This is a genomic window from Pedobacter sp. UYP1 (genome assembly GCF_040547305.1).
Classification (GTDB): domain Bacteria; phylum Bacteroidota; class Bacteroidia; order Sphingobacteriales; family Sphingobacteriaceae; genus Pedobacter.
This window is the reverse complement of sequence record NZ_JBEPPL010000009.1, coordinates 139,014-154,986: the sequence shown is the minus strand read 5'-3', so window position 1 is coordinate 154,986 and position 15,973 is coordinate 139,014. Positions and strand designations below refer to the sequence as shown.

General features: G+C 38.4%; 15 protein-coding genes. 6 read left to right on the top strand and 9 right to left on the bottom strand.

Going from position 1 to position 15,973, the window contains the following annotated elements:
• Positions 1–75 precede the first annotated feature (75 nt).
• A complete protein-coding gene (locus ABIB30_RS17775) occupies positions 76–942 on the bottom strand; it encodes a DUF808 domain-containing protein (protein ID WP_354304312.1) in 867 nt (288 codons plus the stop codon).
• A gap of 487 nt (positions 943–1,429) precedes the next feature.
• Between ABIB30_RS17775 and ABIB30_RS17770 the strand changes: the two genes are divergently transcribed.
• From ABIB30_RS17770 to ABIB30_RS17760, 3 genes are all read left to right on the top strand, one after another.
• Positions 1,430–2,527, top strand: a complete 1,098-nt coding sequence (locus tag ABIB30_RS17770) for a cellulase family glycosylhydrolase (RefSeq protein WP_354304310.1) — start codon at positions 1,430–1,432, stop codon at positions 2,525–2,527.
• A gap of 182 nt (positions 2,528–2,709) precedes the next feature.
• A complete protein-coding gene (locus ABIB30_RS17765) occupies positions 2,710–3,528 on the top strand; it encodes an AraC family transcriptional regulator (RefSeq protein WP_354304308.1) in 819 nt (272 codons plus the stop codon).
• 94 nt (positions 3,529–3,622) lie between these two features.
• On the top strand, positions 3,623–5,140 hold the full coding sequence (locus ABIB30_RS17760; RefSeq protein WP_354304306.1) for an FAD-dependent monooxygenase: 1,518 nt from the start codon (positions 3,623–3,625) through the stop codon (positions 5,138–5,140).
• An 83-nt stretch (positions 5,141–5,223) separates the two neighbouring features.
• On the opposite strand, the gene ABIB30_RS17755 is transcribed toward ABIB30_RS17760, so the two are convergent.
• The 6 genes from ABIB30_RS17755 to ABIB30_RS17730 all read right to left on the bottom strand — a co-directional run bounded on the left by ABIB30_RS17755 (position 5,224) and on the right by ABIB30_RS17730 (position 10,421).
• A complete protein-coding gene (locus ABIB30_RS17755; protein WP_354304304.1) occupies positions 5,224–5,922 on the bottom strand; it encodes a hypothetical protein in 699 nt (232 codons plus the stop codon).
• A 132-nt stretch (positions 5,923–6,054) separates the two neighbouring features.
• Complete coding sequence (locus ABIB30_RS17750; RefSeq protein WP_354304303.1) at positions 6,055–6,822, bottom strand: LytR/AlgR family response regulator transcription factor; 768 nt, start codon at positions 6,820–6,822, stop codon at positions 6,055–6,057.
• Positions 6,819–7,889, bottom strand: a complete 1,071-nt coding sequence (locus ABIB30_RS17745; RefSeq protein WP_354304302.1) for a sensor histidine kinase — start codon at positions 7,887–7,889, stop codon at positions 6,819–6,821. The genes ABIB30_RS17750 and ABIB30_RS17745 overlap by 4 nt, the downstream gene beginning before the upstream one ends.
• A 4-nt stretch (positions 7,890–7,893) precedes the next feature.
• A complete protein-coding gene (locus tag ABIB30_RS17740; RefSeq protein WP_354304300.1) occupies positions 7,894–8,400 on the bottom strand; it encodes a GNAT family N-acetyltransferase in 507 nt (168 codons plus the stop codon).
• A 222-nt stretch (positions 8,401–8,622) separates the two neighbouring features.
• Complete coding sequence (locus ABIB30_RS17735; protein ID WP_354304299.1) at positions 8,623–9,348, bottom strand: LytR/AlgR family response regulator transcription factor; 726 nt, start codon at positions 9,346–9,348, stop codon at positions 8,623–8,625.
• Complete coding sequence (locus ABIB30_RS17730; RefSeq protein ID WP_354304297.1) at positions 9,345–10,421, bottom strand: sensor histidine kinase; 1,077 nt, start codon at positions 10,419–10,421, stop codon at positions 9,345–9,347. The genes ABIB30_RS17735 and ABIB30_RS17730 overlap by 4 nt, the downstream gene beginning before the upstream one ends.
• 191 nt (positions 10,422–10,612) lie before the next feature.
• Between ABIB30_RS17730 and ABIB30_RS17725 the strand changes: the two genes are divergently transcribed.
• A complete protein-coding gene (locus ABIB30_RS17725; RefSeq protein ID WP_354304295.1) occupies positions 10,613–11,650 on the top strand; it encodes a hypothetical protein in 1,038 nt (345 codons plus the stop codon).
• Positions 11,651–11,652: 2 nt separating this feature from the next.
• The gene (locus ABIB30_RS17720) at positions 11,653–11,886 is read left to right on the top strand and encodes a hypothetical protein (RefSeq protein ID WP_354304293.1); all 234 of its coding nucleotides are present in this window, start codon (positions 11,653–11,655) and stop codon (positions 11,884–11,886) included.
• 12 nt (positions 11,887–11,898) lie between these two features.
• Here the strand turns inward: ABIB30_RS17720 and ABIB30_RS17715 are convergent, their stop codons facing one another.
• Positions 11,899–12,360 carry a DinB family protein gene (locus ABIB30_RS17715; protein WP_354304291.1) on the bottom strand — a complete coding sequence of 154 codons (462 nt, stop codon included), beginning with the start codon at positions 12,358–12,360 and terminating at the stop codon, positions 11,899–11,901.
• A 143-nt stretch (positions 12,361–12,503) separates the two neighbouring features.
• Here ABIB30_RS17715 and ABIB30_RS17710 point away from each other — a divergent pair, with 143 nt between their 5' ends.
• Entirely contained in the window at positions 12,504–13,694 is a 1,191-nt protein-coding gene (locus ABIB30_RS17710) for a serine hydrolase domain-containing protein (RefSeq protein WP_354304290.1), read from the top strand.
• A gap of 59 nt (positions 13,695–13,753) precedes the next feature.
• Here ABIB30_RS17710 and ABIB30_RS17705 read toward each other — a convergent pair whose 3' ends face one another.
• A complete protein-coding gene (locus ABIB30_RS17705) occupies positions 13,754–15,895 on the bottom strand; it encodes a glycoside hydrolase family 97 protein (RefSeq protein WP_354304288.1) in 2,142 nt (713 codons plus the stop codon).
• Positions 15,896–15,973 lie beyond the last annotated feature (78 nt).

Genomic DNA, 15,973 nt, shown 5'->3' with positions numbered 1-15,973 from the left:
ATTGACTCTGGTTGTACCATCAGGCAAAGCAATGAATGTCCAGTTTCCGCGGGAGCATTAATAATAGCAGTTAAATTAATGTTTAAACAGTGAAACTACTTTTTTACTGCCTGTAATAATTGCAACCGCAACTATTCCTGCTATTAAACCAATAACAAACTCCTTAATTATCGGTGCTATTGAGGGAAGTAAATGGTGTATATATTCAATATTATGAACGAAAATACCACCAGAAACCAAGATTAAAGCAATTGTTCCAACTACAGCCAGAATCCTGATTATCATAGGGAGAGACTTAACCAGCAAAAGCCCCAAACTTGCAACGAAACCTTTTTCATTGGAACTCCTGATTAGTTTATAGCCAACATCATCCATTCTTACAATAAGTGCAACTATACCATATACTCCTATTGTTGCCAATAATGCGACAATTGAAACCGTTAGAATCTGTACTGTTATATTTTCTTGTAAAACAGTACCCAGTGCAATAATTACAATCTCTACAGATAGAATAAAATCGGTTGTTACCGCAGATCTGATCTTTGCTTTTTCAGGATCACTATCTTCTTGTTTAGTTGTGGCTGGTACTTCATGGCCAGATTTTGAGCGATGAAAAAAGTATTCATTTATCTTCTCAACTCCCTCATAAGCCAGATAAAATCCACCTAAAACCAGGATGACTTTAATAGCAATCGGAAAAAATGCATTTAGCAATAGCGCGATAGGAACAATTATAAGCTTGTTAACTAATGATCCTTTAGTGATTGCCCAAAGGACAGGTAATTCACGGGAAGCCAGAAAACCAGTGGCTTTTTCCGCGTTCACGGCTAAATCATCACCTAAAATACCAGCAGTTTTTCTGGCCGCTATTTTAGCTGTAACTGCAACATCGTCCATTAAAGCCGCTATATCATCCAAAATCGCAAAAATACCTGAAGCCATATTATTTTATTTATAGGAATGCAATAATATGAATACGATTTTGTTTTATCCCCAGGTTTTGTTCAAAAATTAAGATTTAATCATCTCAAACACAATTTTCCCGCTCTTGAACAATTAGATCCTGATATTTTTTTCAGGGCCAGCCGTCAATATCTGATCAATAATTTTAGCATAGTGGTTGGCAATAGTTCAGCTAAAAATTCCAGTTATAATCCACTCCATTCCTCATCACAGCAGCTAAATCCTGCGTATAAAGTAATTTATGTGTTTTGAAAGATAATACCGTTATTGCGGTTACCAATGCCTAAGCGAACAAATCGGAAACAGATCTGAAATCATGGACTGGGCCGGTTGGAAAAACAAATGGATATGCCTTACTGAAGGGAAAATCTTTTGGGACAACAGGTTTTTGGGCACCTCAGGTATTTAAATATAAATAAAGTTACTATATGGCCTATACCGCTAATGAACAAATTGCGAAACTCATATGAAAAATTTAAAAATTTGCCTGGCACTGTTTTTACTAACCTTTACATTTCAGTCCATTGCACAACAAAAGAACGAAAAGAACAATTCATCACCAAGAAAGATCTGGTCTGTAGCACAAGCTCAACAATGGCAGAAAAAATGGGGCTGGTTAAGAGGAAGTAATTTTACACCCAGCACAGCTATCAATCAATTAGAGATGTGGCAAAAAGAAACCTTTGACCCGGAAACTATCAACAGGGAACTCGGCTGGGCAGAAGCAATTGGGATGAACTCTATGCGCGTATATTTGCACCATGCAGCCTGGCAACAGGACAAAGAAGGATTTAAAAAGAGGATGCATGCTTACCTTGACATTGCAGAAAAGCATCATATCTCTACCCTGTTTGTGTTTTTTGACGACTGCTGGAATCCAACTTATACCACAGGATTACAACCTGCTCCGAAACCAGGAATACATAATTCGGGTTGGGTAAGAGATCCAGGGCCGCTTTATCAAGAGGATCCTGAACTTGTAAAAGTATTGGAATCTTATGTTAAGGATATCTTAACTACATTTAAAGACGACAAGCGTATTGTACTTTGGGATCTTTATAATGAACCTGGGAATTCTAAAAATGGCAATAAAAGCTTGCCCCTATTGAAGAAAGCATTTGAATGGGCCCGTACCATTAACCCCATTCAGCCATTATCTGCAGGAGTCTGGGATTTTAAGTTAAAAGAACTGACTGATTATCAACTTAAAAACTCTGACGTGATCACTTACCACAATTATGATGGTGCAAAAGAACATCAACATGCTATTGATACGTTAAGAAGTGTTACCAAACGCCCTTTGGTTTGTACAGAGTATATGGCCAGGTCAAGAAACAGCCTGTTCAGTACAATTATGCCACTTTTGAAAAAAGAAAACATTGCGGCCTATAACTGGGGCTTAGTTGATGGAAAGACCAATACAAAATATACCTGGGATAAACCAATGACGGATGGTGCTGAGCCACCTCTTTGGTTCCATGAAATTTTTCACAAAGATGGCACTCCATATCACAAGGATGAAGTTGAATTCATCAAAAACCTCACCGGAGTCAATAAAAAATAAACTAAACAGCTTGTAAACTATAGCTTAGTTTACAAGCTGTTTAGTTTTTCCAACCTCTTTACCTTTTACGTAATTTGGACTTGGAGACTTACACATCGTAAGGAAGTTATTGGAACATAATCATACTCATTTGCATTGAACTTCTAATCTCCCAAATCAAATAGGTTTCCTTATCTTTAAAAATGCAGCATCAAGAATTTGAACCTCCGGAAGAGCTAAAGGATACGATAAAGTGCTTTTGGTACAATAAAAAAGACTATGGAGAGCTGGAATCGAGTTTTGAGGTATTGCCTGATGGCTATGCTGAAATTATTTTTTATTTTGGAAGTATTTCAAGCATTTCTTACGATGAGGGCCTGCAGCCATTGCCATCACCTTTTATAATGGGCCTGCTTAATCAGCCTGTCTCTTTTCACACTAAAAACCGTTTAGAAATCATTGGTATCAGGTGTTTCCCATGGACGGTGTTTGATTTACTCGGATTGCCATCTGGTCAAGATGGCTTACGTATAATTGAGCACCCTATCGCCCAGCTTCAGCCGCTATTGAATAAGTGGATCCTTGCTGAAAGAATAGATAAAGTGCTGGCTGTGGTCAAACAGTATTTCCTGGATGCAAAGTCACGGATACCTGCTGATAGTATGTTATTTAAAGCGGGAATTGCAATGAGGGAAGCAAATGGCACTATGCCGGTAAGCCAGGTAGCGGCTGCGGCTCATGCAACAGTGCGCACGCTCGAAAGGAATTTCAAGCAATCTTCTGGCTATACGGTTAAAGACGTATCTGGTCTGATGCGTTTTGAGCAGGTACGAAACCAACTATGGCATTATCCGGATTCCAATATTGCAGGTTTAGCGCATGAACTGGGTTATACGGACCAATCTCACCTAAGCAGGGAATTCAAGCGTTATAGTGGTTCTACACCAGCAGCATTCGCACGCAAAGCAAAACAAGGGAAACAATTTATAAGCAGCGATTTTGTCGCATTTTTACAAGCCTGATACAGGAGCATTATAGAATTTTGTATTTCAATAATTCGATATGAAAACTATAAGTGAAAACAATCAATCAGCTCAAAATAATTCTATCCACGATGTGATCATTTCAGGCGCAGGTCCGGTAGGTCTGTTTCTTGCTTGTGAGCTCGCACTGGCCAAATGTTCAGTCCTGATACTAGAAAAGGCAACATTTCCAGACTCTCCTTTAAAACAGCTTCCCTTTGGTATCCGGGGACTCTCGGCACCTACTATTGAAGCACTTTACCGCCGTGATTTACTAAAAGAACTGGAATTACATAAACGCATTAAAAACCCGCATAAAACCTCAGCCCCTGTCCAGGGGCCAAATCGTCAGGTAGGACACTTTGCCGGAATTCCATTTCTTGAAGGCAATATTGATACTTCACAGTGGAAATATCGCCTGTCAAGCTCCACCGACACCAGTTTAATTTCCGAAATGGACGAACTTGAAAAGGTTCTCAATCGCCGCGCAACATCGCTGGGTGTAGAGATCAGGCGTGGGCTTGCCATTACTGGCTTTCATCAAACTGTGGATGGGGTAGCTGTTCAGTCAGGCGACCAATCTTTTCAAAGCAAATGGCTGGTAGGTTGCGATGGAAGCCGTAGTGCTGTTCGTAAAGCGGGCGGTTTTGAATTTGCTGGTACAGAGCCAGAATTTACCGGCTACACGACTCAGCTTGATATTACCGACCCGGAGAAGCTTAGTCCAGGCCGAAATGTAACATCAAAAGGGATGTACATGCAATCCCAGCCGGGTTATGTATTAATCCAGGATTTTGATGCCGGTGCTTTTCATAATTCAGGAAAGCCAATTACATTGGAACACGTACAAGAAGTGCTACGCCGTATTTCGAATACTGATGTTACGATCAATACGTTGCATGTTGCAACCACCTGGACTGACCGGTCGCGGCAGGCTACAACTTACCGCAATGGAAGGGTACTTTTAGCAGGCGATGCCGCACACATTCACTCACCATTGGGTGGACAGGGGCTCAATCTTGGTTTAGGAGATGCAATGAACCTGGGCTGGAAGCTTGCTGCAACCATCCATGATAAAGCTCCTGAAGGCTTGCTGGATAGTTATCAAACCGAAAGACATTCAATTGGAGCACAGGTGCTGGATTGGTCCCGCGCACAGGTTGCCATCATGAAACCAGACCCAGCAGCTCGTGCGCTGAATGCTATTATACGAGACCTTATAGATAGAAGAGATGGTGCTACTTACTTTGCAGGGCGAGTATGGGGTATCCATACACATTATAAGCTAAGTAGTGACCATCCGTTAACTGGTTATAGTGTTCCTAACTTCGAATTCAAAGACCATGCAACAATTGGCGAGTTAATGCGCGATGGACTGGGGATACTGCTGGATTTTGATGAGAATGCTTCACTTAAAGCTTTAGCAAATGAATATCCCAACCAAATCAAATATATTTCAGGCAATGTAAAAGAGCAGTTATCACTGAGCGCTGTCCTGATACGGCCCGATGGGATTATAGCTTGGGCCACTGACAAAAGCCCGGAAGATTATAGGGATCTTCAAGAGGCTGCCACTCGCTGGTTTATATCTGATCCAGAGATCAAGTCTTAAAAAAAGGCCGCTTATCTTTTGAGACTAGACAAGCGGCCTTTTTAAGTAATAAAAAGATTATAATACGGAGTCAAATACACGCATTACTTCTTAACAAAATTTGAGCGTTCTGTAAGCGTCTTTACAGTTACAGGCTGTCCGATAAACTTAGCTTGTATATTAAGATCTTCGTTTACCGGAAAATAACGTTTCGCATCATTCTGATTATATTTCATTACCAGGTCAAACTTTTCAACATTAAGGATTTTAATTTTCACTGGCTTTTCATTCTGGGCTTGTACTTGTTCCAGTTTACAGGTTTTTAAGTTAATAGTCATGTACAATCTGCAGTCTTTCATAAAAGCAGCATCCTTTGGAACAGTTGTAGCATCAGGCTTATAACTAATGACCAGATAGTCTGCTGATTCTTTTTCAATCTTGTAGCTCGCGTCATCGCTCTGTTCTGATGACTGTTGTTTAACTTTATTTTTTCGAAAGGAATTGACATCTCCCTTCGAAGGAGATTTCCCATCCACAGAAACTACAGTCCATTGTTCTTCTTTTGGACGAGATGGGTCAAATTTGGCTATGGTAATATTTGTTTTGCCTGCAGCTATTGTAGTTTGCTTGAGGTCGAAGGCGTAATCATCTGGTTCCTGAAGATTGGCTGGATTGAGGATACCAGCATCAATATTGTGTTTGGAAAAAGCATCCAGTACTACTGTTTTCTGGGCCGAAACATGTAGTGTGGATACCACCAGAATAAAAAGAATCAACAATGTCCTTGCGTTTGTGTTTTTCATTTTTATATGTTATTTATTATGACTTGATGGCACAAAATTATAACGAACAAAAGATCTCAAGCTGGCTTTCTGAGTGAAACAACGAAAACGTTTAGTGAATTGCCGGTAGCATATATTGAAATGATTTTGAGACTAGTAGTCTAACCACGTTTTAAATAAAGGTGCTTTTGTTCTACTAACAATAATATCCTCCTCCTGCTGATTTTTTATTTTAAGCTTCAACTTGCCATTGAAAAAATTATGCACTTTTTCTATGGAATTCACATGCACGATGTACTGCCGGTTTACCCTGAAGAAATTTTTGGGTTCGAGTTCCTGCTCCAGGGTTTCCAGAGTTTGTGGTACTACAATTTGTTCACCACTAAACAAATTTGCCTGGCAGATATTCATGTGGGAATAAAAAAAAGCAATATCCTCCATATTGATCTTTCTATAACTATCCCGGTAGGGAAGAAAGAATCGTGTTCTATATTCTTTAGGCCGCATCTGGCTGAGCAATTCTTCAATCAAAGGAGATTGCTGGTACGATCGGTGTATTGAAGTTTCAAATTTTATAATAGCAGCTTCCAGTTCATCCTTTTCAACTGGCTTGAGCAAGTAATCTATACTATTATATTTAAATGCCTTAACTGCATATTCATCATAAGCCGTTGTAAAAATCACCGGACATTTCACATCTGCCAGGCTAAAGACATCAAAACTTACTCCATCTGCCAATTGTATGTCCATTAGCATCAGGTCCGGACTTTGATTTTTCGAGAACCAATCCACAGTCTTTTTAACACTCGGCAAAACATCAAGAATCTCAATATCAGGTCTGATTTTGAGCATTAGCCGCTGTATTCTATCTGAATTGGGCTTTTCATCTTCCAAAATCAATATTTTCTTTATTACATTCATTTGATAAGGGGTACTTTTATGGTAAAAGCTTTATCGTCTTTCTCTATAACAGGCTTTCTGTCGCTTAATAAAGCATACCGGCTGATGATATTTTTCAAGCCCAATCCTGTGGAATCTGGCATTTTTATCAAAGGTAATAATGCATTGGATACGACCAATTCATCTTCTCCATTTGAATAGATACTGACAACCAAAGGATTTTCTTCTTCTGTACGGTTATATTTTACGGCATTTTCAATGAATAATTGCAATGTAACAGGCGGGATCAGCATATCAAGCTTTGATTCCTGAATGTCAATATGAAAGATACTTCCGCCTCCCATCCGATTCTTGATCAGAAAAAGATAGGCGTCAAGAAATTTGAGTTCTTCACGCAGCGTAATCAGTTTCTTTTTGGAATTGATTAACAAATACCGGTAAACTTTCGCAAAATTCTCCGTGTATTCATAACCTAATTGCTGGTCCTTCAATATCAATTCTGAAAGCACACTTAAGTTATTGAAAACAAAATGTGGGTCAAGTTGTAATTTAAGTGCCTGCAACTCTATTTCAGCTGCCAATTGCTTGTTTTGAGCTTCCTTTATCTCAAATTCAGCTACCTTTAAAGCTTCAGTTTTCCAATTCTTCAATAGAAAATCTCCCGTGTTCACCGCACTGATCATCATTCCCCAGAACATCACTAAAATAAGGGTATAAAATACTTCTCTCAGACCAATATAAGGGGATGGCTTACCGACAAAATCCGCAAATATCAGATAAATAGATGCCATGCAAATGATGATAAACAATACCCCCAGGATTTGATATAATGCCTGGATCAATAAACGTTTTAAGGGACGCACCATCCATGAAATTCTTTTATTCAATCTCTTTTCTATGAAGAGACTCAATTCTACAATGGCGGTATAAAACAACAAGTTTACCACCATATCCATGATGATCCTGGAAACTGGCATACCAAAATAGTCTTTCCAATAGGAATAGGGAAATACAATGAATCCGGTTATATAAGAAAATATACAAGTGAATGCAATCATTAACACTCTTTTCATTCTACTCCTTTTCATTGGTTTAAGTCTGATGGTTAGCTATTATTTTCTGAAAAGCATCTCTTGGAGTTCCGTCACTTACATAAATAATCCCACAATAGGTGAAGCCGCTGTTCTTCAAAAAATTCTGCATTGGAATATTGTCATGATTCGTATCAACTCTAACATTATTAACGCGGCTAAATGCAAACTCAAATGCTTTTCTTGCAATCCCTTTGGCTGTCCCTGATGAAGCCAATCGATGTATTACTCCGTAAGGAGCATTGTTGAGCCATGCTCCCTCCTTAATGACCTTATAATTCGGCTCAGGATCATTTCCTATGATCAAACAAAAATAGCCTGCTATTTCCATATTGACCAGACACACAAAAGCATGCTGATCATGAATATCAGTTGCTATGATTTCCTTTGATGGATATCCATTGATCCATTGTGTTTGATTACCATTTGCCCGCATGATATGTTTCGCCTGCTCAATAATGTGCAAAATCTGATCAATATCTTCCAGTCGGGCGGCAATAATTTCCATAATAATTTTTGATTAAGGTCCGTAATTAGTAGCTGGGGTAAATTTACGATTTGAGCATCACAAGACAAGTATTATCTGGTTAGCATTGATCTTTAGCGCTATTTACTTAAAGTGGACTGCATCACGTCCAGCAAATTACCAAGTATTGTTTCTGAAAATATTGGAATTGTTGAGATAGTCCATATAGAAGCACTGAACAGCATTGGTATAAACCAGGTTGTTTCAATGCTCGGGCGAGATTGATCCTCCTGAATATATAGCAAAAAATTCTCTTTTATAAACCTCACCTAAGGGTACCTCACTGCCTCCAATATAAATGGTGTGGTGGTCGAAAGATTCAATATAGTTTTTATTCACCACGTAGGATTTACTGACACGCAAGAAGATGTCTTTCGGAATTTTTTGGTGAAACGTTTTTAAATTCATTGCGGTAATCAACTTTTGACCGGCTAAATGGATCACGACATAATCCTTCAGTCCTTCAATAAATCTAATGTCATCAAATTTTATCCGGTGAAATCTACGGTCTGATTTAACCAGCAAAAAGTCTTTCGTATTTCCTTCAATGGTGTTTTTTTCAGGACTATCCAATAGAAGGTTTTGGTAGGCTTCTGCTTTTCTGATGGCTTTGTCCAGTCTGTTCTTGTCTATAGGCTTAAGCAAATAATCGATAGCGTCAAGTTCATAGCTTTTTAATGCATACTGAGGGTAAGCTGTGGTGAAGATGATCAGTGTAGACCCGGATAATTGTAACGCAAAATCAAGCCCATTGACCATTGGCATTTCGATATCCAGGAAAATCAGGTCGACCTGATTTGATTTCAGAAAGTCAAGAGCTGTCCAGGCATTTGAAAAACTCCCCAGTATTTCTACAGCAGACACTTCGTTGATCAATGCCTCCATTTCCGCTCTGGCAAGAGGCTCATCATCTACAATGATACAGTTCATAAAGGCAATTTTAATAGAATTGAAAATTGATATTCTATGGAATCTACGGTTAAAGAATAATTTTCCTGATAGAGTAATTCAAGTCTGCGCTTAATATTTACAAGTCCTAATCCACTGTTTTTTTGATCTCTGGGAGTAAATAGTGGATCTTTGGAATTGGTACACGAGAAATGAAGTTGATCTGCAACGACAATAAATTCAATTTTGATATAAGGCTCCCCCCCACTTACATCTACACTGTGCTTAACTGCGTTCTCTACAAAGGTGGTGAACAAATTAGGCGGCACCATAATCCCATTTAATATTTCTGGGGTATCTGGCAGACTAATCTCAATGGAAAGTTTGTCCCTTCTGAGCATTTCCAGGTTCAGGAAATTAGATAAAAAAGCGACTTCTGATTTTAGCAGCGTTTGTTCTTCATTATTCTCATAAATCTGGTAGCGCAGGAATTCAGACAGCTCCATAATCACATGCGTTGCTTTTCCAGGATTACTGCGTATCAATGCTTTTATACCATTGAGCATGTTGAAAAGAAAATGCGGGCTGATCTGATTTTTCAATTCGTTAAGTTCCATCATCAAGGTAATGTTGTTTAACTCGGCAAGTCGTTTATTGTCCCTGGTCCAACGTTGAAATAACTTGATCATGGTGGTTACCAGTATAATCGGTATGAGTATAATAAAGCCTTCATACAACCCACGGTCATCTTTCTTGTAATATTGGCCACCCGGCAAAGGTGCCGATAGCTGGTAAGCGTGCAATAAGTAGCTCATAGCGGTTAAACCAAGGAACGCTAGTAGCAGAAGAAATATAATATACAATATATATCTGCCTGTAAAAAAGAATACGGGGACTAATACAAGCATATTTACATAACACATGGTAATCAATCCTCCGTAAACACATGACAATCTGTAATACTTATATGCCCCGGTATATTCTGACAGCCAGCTGGAATAAAAAATCACAATCAGCACAGCCAATAAAAGTATGAAGTGGCGTAAAAGTCTGTATTTGTCATCGACAATCAGTTGCTGGAGATTTGTATTCTTCAGTTCCAGTTCTTGTTTCATCTTGATTTCCTAATGGCAGCGAAGATAGACTAAACATCTACCCTATATGGCAAAATTATACCAAATGGCCTCTGTAATATACCAAATCCAGATTTATTGTTTGGTATTGGATGTAGCTCATCTGGTATATTATTCAGAGGATCTGGTATAATAACAGAAATGTGCATTCGTATTATGCATTTCTTTGTCACATGAATAGGATAAAAAGTACGGTTACAACATTGAGTATGCTGCTTTTAGCAATCAATTGCTTCTCCCAAATTACAGATAGCATCCCGAAAAGTAAACCAGACAGCTTTAAATTTCTTAAAAAATTCACGTCTTTTACAGCGGACAAATTTGCGGTTACCCGTCCAATAAACATCGAATTTACCTACACTGCCCCTTATAATTTTAAGTCAGAAAGCAATGGAAATATATTACCCGGAAACAGAATAAAAAGTTTTCAACAGGCTAAAATAAGTGCGAATATCAATCTTCTCCGAAGCAAAAACTGGCTTTTAAGTACAACTCTCGGTTATAGATATATTTCAACAGATGCTCAAATTGTACAACCTGATAAGGAGAAAGAAATCGCTACTGATTTTCAGTATCTTTTTTCATCCCTTAACCTCACCTATTTCTCCTCTTTATTCGGAAAACGAATGATTTACAATTCCAGTTTAATAGCAGATGGCAGCAATAAATCTTTGGAAAGAGTAAGAGGGATATTTACAGGTACAATGGTATTGAAAGCCAACCAACATACAAAAATGACTGCCGGAATTTTGGTTAGTATTGATCCAAGTGCGCAGACTCCGTTTCTTCCCACTTTTTCCTATGAGCACAAATTCAATAATGGCCTGATTGCAGACCTGGTGCTCCCCAGAAGTCTGTATTTAAGAAAAATGGTATTTAAAAGTAATGGGAGAATTTCAGTAGGCTCAGAATTAGATAGGACTTCATTTTACCTTTACAACCTGGACGGTACTAATCAAAAGTATGAATACCGGCAACTCGACATCAATTCAGGTCTGACCTACGAACATGCGATTGGTAAATATTTTATGCTCACTGCAAAAAGTGGGGCGAGATATATACCTTCCGGCAGATTATTTAAAAAGCAAGAATCATTTGCAGATCCCGTATATAAAATTACGCCAGATCCCACTTTCTACTTTAACATTGGTTTATCGTTTAATCCCTTTTCTATTTTAGGAAAGAAACATGAAGGAAATCATAATAATTAGTCATGATAGAGATCTTTAAAACAAATGTTAAATACCCTGTTGCTGCAAAACAACTCATGGATGAGCTGTTAAGTAAATATCCAGGATTTACAATTTCATTCGATCTGGGTGATGAAGATAAGATACTTAGGGTCGAAGGTAATTTTTTCCATGTAGAGGATATCATACGTGCTCTTCTCAGCAACGACTTCAGCTGCGTTCATCTTCCTTATGATCTGGATAGCTGGTTGATTTAAATCCCAAAGAGTTTATTTCCAGATCCCCAGTAAACGCCTGATAACTACAATTTCAGCAGTATGATAGGCCGTATGATCGGCAATTTGAAGCGCTTCGCGCAAAATGCTTTGCCCACTTCCGTGTGGAATGGGCTCATATAAATCACGTTGTTCCACCAGTTCAATAAATGCCTCTAAATCATCGTCAATCTGTTTCAAAGTTTTATCCCAACTATTTTTATCTGCTGGGGCATTTTCTTTTGGCCAGTATTCATCGGGCCAAGCGGGCGATTTATGATTTCCATCTTTACTAAATTCCAGCATATCCCACTGAGCAATTCTGATGTGTTCAACAAGCTGCCAGATACTATAAGGTAAACCATGTGGCTTTTCGCCAAGCAAATCAAAAGGGATAGCTGCTGTGGCATCTTTTACTCCAACATGAGCACCACCACCGATCAATACTTTTTTAAGTTCTTTAATTAAGAGTTCCATCTGATAAGTCTGAATGTTTGCTATAATTTATAAATCAATAGAAATACTACAATCCATAATGAATAAAGTTTTCTTTGCAAGAATCTTCGTAATTAGAGTAACTTGCTCTCAGCTAATTTAATGAGCTAACTAGATTAATCAGAATGAAAAAATGGAAACAGCTGATTATTGGAAGTACGTTACTTTGCGTTTGTACGCAGATTGCTTATGGACAGTCCAGATTTGATTCGCTTACCACATCACTAGCTCAAATAGTCAAAAAAGAAAGTTTAACTGGTATGTCTGTTGTATTGGTTAATTCAAAGAAAATCATATACGAACAGAATTTTGGCTATGCTGATGTCGCAAAAAAAACCAAATACTCAGCGCAAACTATACAGGTTATTGGTTCTGTAAGTAAAACTTTTCTTGCGATTGCCTTAATGAAAGCAATGGAGTTAGGCTATTTCAACTTAGAAACCAAAATCAATGGGATACTGCCTTTCAAAGTAGAGAATCCTGGTTATCCAATGATTGGTATTACGATAAGAGAATTAAGTAACCACTCCTCCAGTATCCTGGATAATCCTGCAATTTTTCCTGACACCTACCAATTTAATGAAGGATTTGCGGCATATGATACCCCGGCATACAAAGTATTACAAGATATGGGCTATCGTAAAAAGGTTAACGGCACTTCACTCAAAGCGTTCTTACAGGACTACCTTTCGAGCAATGGAAAATATTATAACAAAAGCAACTTTGCTGACAGCGAACCTGGCAGTTCATCTCATTACAGCAATATCGGATCTGCCCTTGCAGCCTATCTGATCGAGATAAAATCAGGAATGACTTATGCTGATTTTACAGAAAAATATATTTTAAAGCCACTTAAAATGGAGAATTCAAGTTGGTTTCTAAATGCTCAAAAGTTAAATCAATACGCCAGACATTATTATGATCTTGAGCAATCATTTCCATTTTATGAATGCATCACTTATCCGGACGGTGGCCTGCGAACCAGCACAACAGATCTGAGCAAATATCTGATAGCCCTGATTAATGGTTATCATGGTAACCAAAGTCTTTTAAGGAAAGAGTCTTACCAAACGATGTTTACACCACAATTTTCAAAAGACAATCCGCCTAAAGGCATTAGTTTGGTTAATCGAAATAAGGGTATATTCTGGAACCTCTATACTAACGGTACTATTGGTCATGATGGCGATGATCCCGGAGTGAGTTCTTTCCTTTTTTTCAATCCTGTAACAAGACGGGGCGGCGTATTTTTGTGTGACCGGTATTTAGCTGATAAATCAGAAATCATCGCTTTACTTGCAAAGTATACTAAATGATATTTAAAATTAGTTGTACAATTACAAGTAAAGCGATGCGTTAAACGACTATCTGATAACTACAGTTTTTTCAATCCTTTAGCAGTTGCCTGGTCAGCTATTTTAAAGCTGATCGCATAACCACCACCCGGAGCACAAAGCTGAGCCAGTTTTGATTTATTGGTTACCAAGACCTTACGGACAGTATAAGCCTGAGGATTAGTTTTATAGTGCGCATCTTTTGCATCGGCATAAATAGTAGCCTCATAAGTTTTACCAGGTGTTAAAAATCTGAAAGAGATATTGGATACACGTGAATTATCCCCATTTACACTTCCTGCAAACCATTGTCCGGTTCCCTTTGCCATACGCGCAACAGTTACATACTGGCCGGGTTCTGCTTCCAGATATTTACTATCATCCCAATCCACTGCTACATCTTTAATAAACTGGAAAGCATCAGGGAATCTTTCATAATTCTCCGGTAAATCTGCTGCCATCTGCAACGGACTGTACATGGTTAAATAAAGTGCAAGTTGATTCGCAATCGTACTATTTACATGAGAATGATTAGCTGGGTTGAGCTTGCTGATGTCCATCTCAAAAATTCCAGGTGTATAATCCATTGGTCCACCGATTAAACGTGTAAATGGAAGTACGGTAACATGATTTGGTTTAGATCCACCAAAAGCCTGATATTCTGTACCTCTTGCAGATTCATTGCCAATCAGGTTAGGATAAGTACGTGCAATACCTGTTGGGCGGACCGCCTCGTGTGCATTAACCATGATCTTATATTGAGCAGCTTTTTCCACTGCATACTGATAATGGTTTACAATCCACTGGCTATAATGATTTTCACCTCTTGGCAGGATATTACCTACATAACCACTTTTAACTGCGTCATAACCATTGGCTTTCATATATTTATAAGCTGTATCAATGTGACGTTCATAATTACGTACTGAACCTGATGTTTCATGGTGCATAATCATTTTTACACCTTTAGACTTCGCGTAGTCTCTGATTTCAGATACATTAAAATCTGGATAAGGGGTAACAAAGTCAAATACATAATCCTTTGAATGACCATACCAGTCTTCCCAACCTTCATTCCAGCCTTCAACCAGTACACCACCAAAACCATTTTTAGCAGCAAAATCAATGTATCGTTTTACATTAGCCGTGTTTGCCCCATGTTTGCCATTTGGTTTAGCTTTTGAATAATCAGTAATGCCAAGCTGTACGGAAGGATATTCATCTGTATAAGCCCAGCTAGACTTTCCGGTAATCATTTCCCACCATACACCAACATATTTGATTGGTTTAATCCATGATGTATCCTCTATCTTACCCGGATCATTCAGGTTATAAGTCATTTTTGAAGCCAGAATATCACGGGCATCATCACTTACCATAACCGTACGCCAAGGCGAATTAGATGGTGCCTGCATATATCCCTTATCTCCTTTAACGTCTGGTGTAAGCCATGATTCAAAAATCATGTTTTTATCATCCAGATTCAGGTGCATACAAGCATAATTAATCAATGCAGCTTCATGCAAATTGATATATAGTCCATTGCTGGTTTTCATCATTAAAGAAGTCTGTACACCAGTTGGAGAAAAAGAAGTCTGAGAAAGATTTTCTGTTCTGTTTTTTGCAGCCAGTTGTCTTATTTCAGAAAGTTTTGAAGTCGTATAATCATATTCCTGTGTATCATAATCTCCAGCGATCCAGAATGCAGTATGGTCACCCGCCATTGCAAACTGGGTTTTCTCTTCTTTGATTACAAAGTAAGTCAGATTTTTCTGCGCCGGGAATTCATAACGGAATCCCAAACCTTCGTCAAACATTCTAAAACGGATAATCATTATCCTGTTTGTTTCTTTCTGATTCAGAGTAACAGCCAGTTCATTGTAGTGGTTACGGATAGTTTTTACCTCACCCCATACTGGTTTCCAACTTTCATCAAAAGAAGAAGTTTTAGTATCTGCTATAGTAAAATCTGATAGTAAAGATTTTTTATCATCTTTAAGCTCCAGTCCGAGCTTACTTGGCTTAATTACATCTTTATTTTTGCAGACCAGGCTGTAACTCGGTTTACCACCATCTTCCAATACAAAAGTCATGGTCAGTTTTCCATCTGGAGACTTCAATTGCTGGGCTTTGGCAATAGTTAAACAGCCCCATAAACACGCTATTAAAATTAGCTTCTTCATATTATATATTGTTGTTATTACTAGATTTTCTGAGCCTTAATGGTTCGCGATTTGGTTAATCGTAACTTTATAAATTCC

Excerpts from the sequence above, each read along its gene's own strand:
- ABIB30_RS17775 (WP_354304312.1), bottom strand. The coding sequence starts at position 942 with ATGGCTTCAGGTATTTTTGCGATTTTGGATGATATAGCGGCTTTAATG.
- ABIB30_RS17770 (WP_354304310.1), top strand. The coding sequence starts at position 1,430 with ATGAAAAATTTAAAAATTTGCCTGGCACTGTTTTTACTAACCTTTACA.
- ABIB30_RS17765 (WP_354304308.1), top strand. The coding sequence starts at position 2,710 with ATGCAGCATCAAGAATTTGAACCTCCGGAAGAGCTAAAGGATACGATA.
- ABIB30_RS17755 (WP_354304304.1), bottom strand. The coding sequence starts at position 5,922 with ATGAAAAACACAAACGCAAGGACATTGTTGATTCTTTTTATTCTGGTG.
- ABIB30_RS17750 (WP_354304303.1), bottom strand. The coding sequence starts at position 6,822 with ATGAATGTAATAAAGAAAATATTGATTTTGGAAGATGAAAAGCCCAAT.
- ABIB30_RS17745 (WP_354304302.1), bottom strand. The coding sequence starts at position 7,889 with ATGAAAAGGAGTAGAATGAAAAGAGTGTTAATGATTGCATTCACTTGT.
- ABIB30_RS17740 (WP_354304300.1), bottom strand. The coding sequence starts at position 8,400 with ATGGAAATTATTGCCGCCCGACTGGAAGATATTGATCAGATTTTGCAC.
- ABIB30_RS17735 (WP_354304299.1), bottom strand. The coding sequence starts at position 9,348 with ATGAACTGTATCATTGTAGATGATGAGCCTCTTGCCAGAGCGGAAATG.
- ABIB30_RS17730 (WP_354304297.1), bottom strand. The coding sequence starts at position 10,421 with ATGAAACAAGAACTGGAACTGAAGAATACAAATCTCCAGCAACTGATT.
- ABIB30_RS17725 (WP_354304295.1), top strand. The coding sequence starts at position 10,613 with ATGAATAGGATAAAAAGTACGGTTACAACATTGAGTATGCTGCTTTTA.
- ABIB30_RS17720 (WP_354304293.1), top strand. The coding sequence starts at position 11,653 with ATGATAGAGATCTTTAAAACAAATGTTAAATACCCTGTTGCTGCAAAA.
- ABIB30_RS17715 (WP_354304291.1), bottom strand. The coding sequence starts at position 12,360 with ATGGAACTCTTAATTAAAGAACTTAAAAAAGTATTGATCGGTGGTGGT.
- ABIB30_RS17710 (WP_354304290.1), top strand. The coding sequence starts at position 12,504 with ATGAAAAAATGGAAACAGCTGATTATTGGAAGTACGTTACTTTGCGTT.
- ABIB30_RS17705 (WP_354304288.1), bottom strand. The coding sequence starts at position 15,895 with ATGAAGAAGCTAATTTTAATAGCGTGTTTATGGGGCTGTTTAACTATT.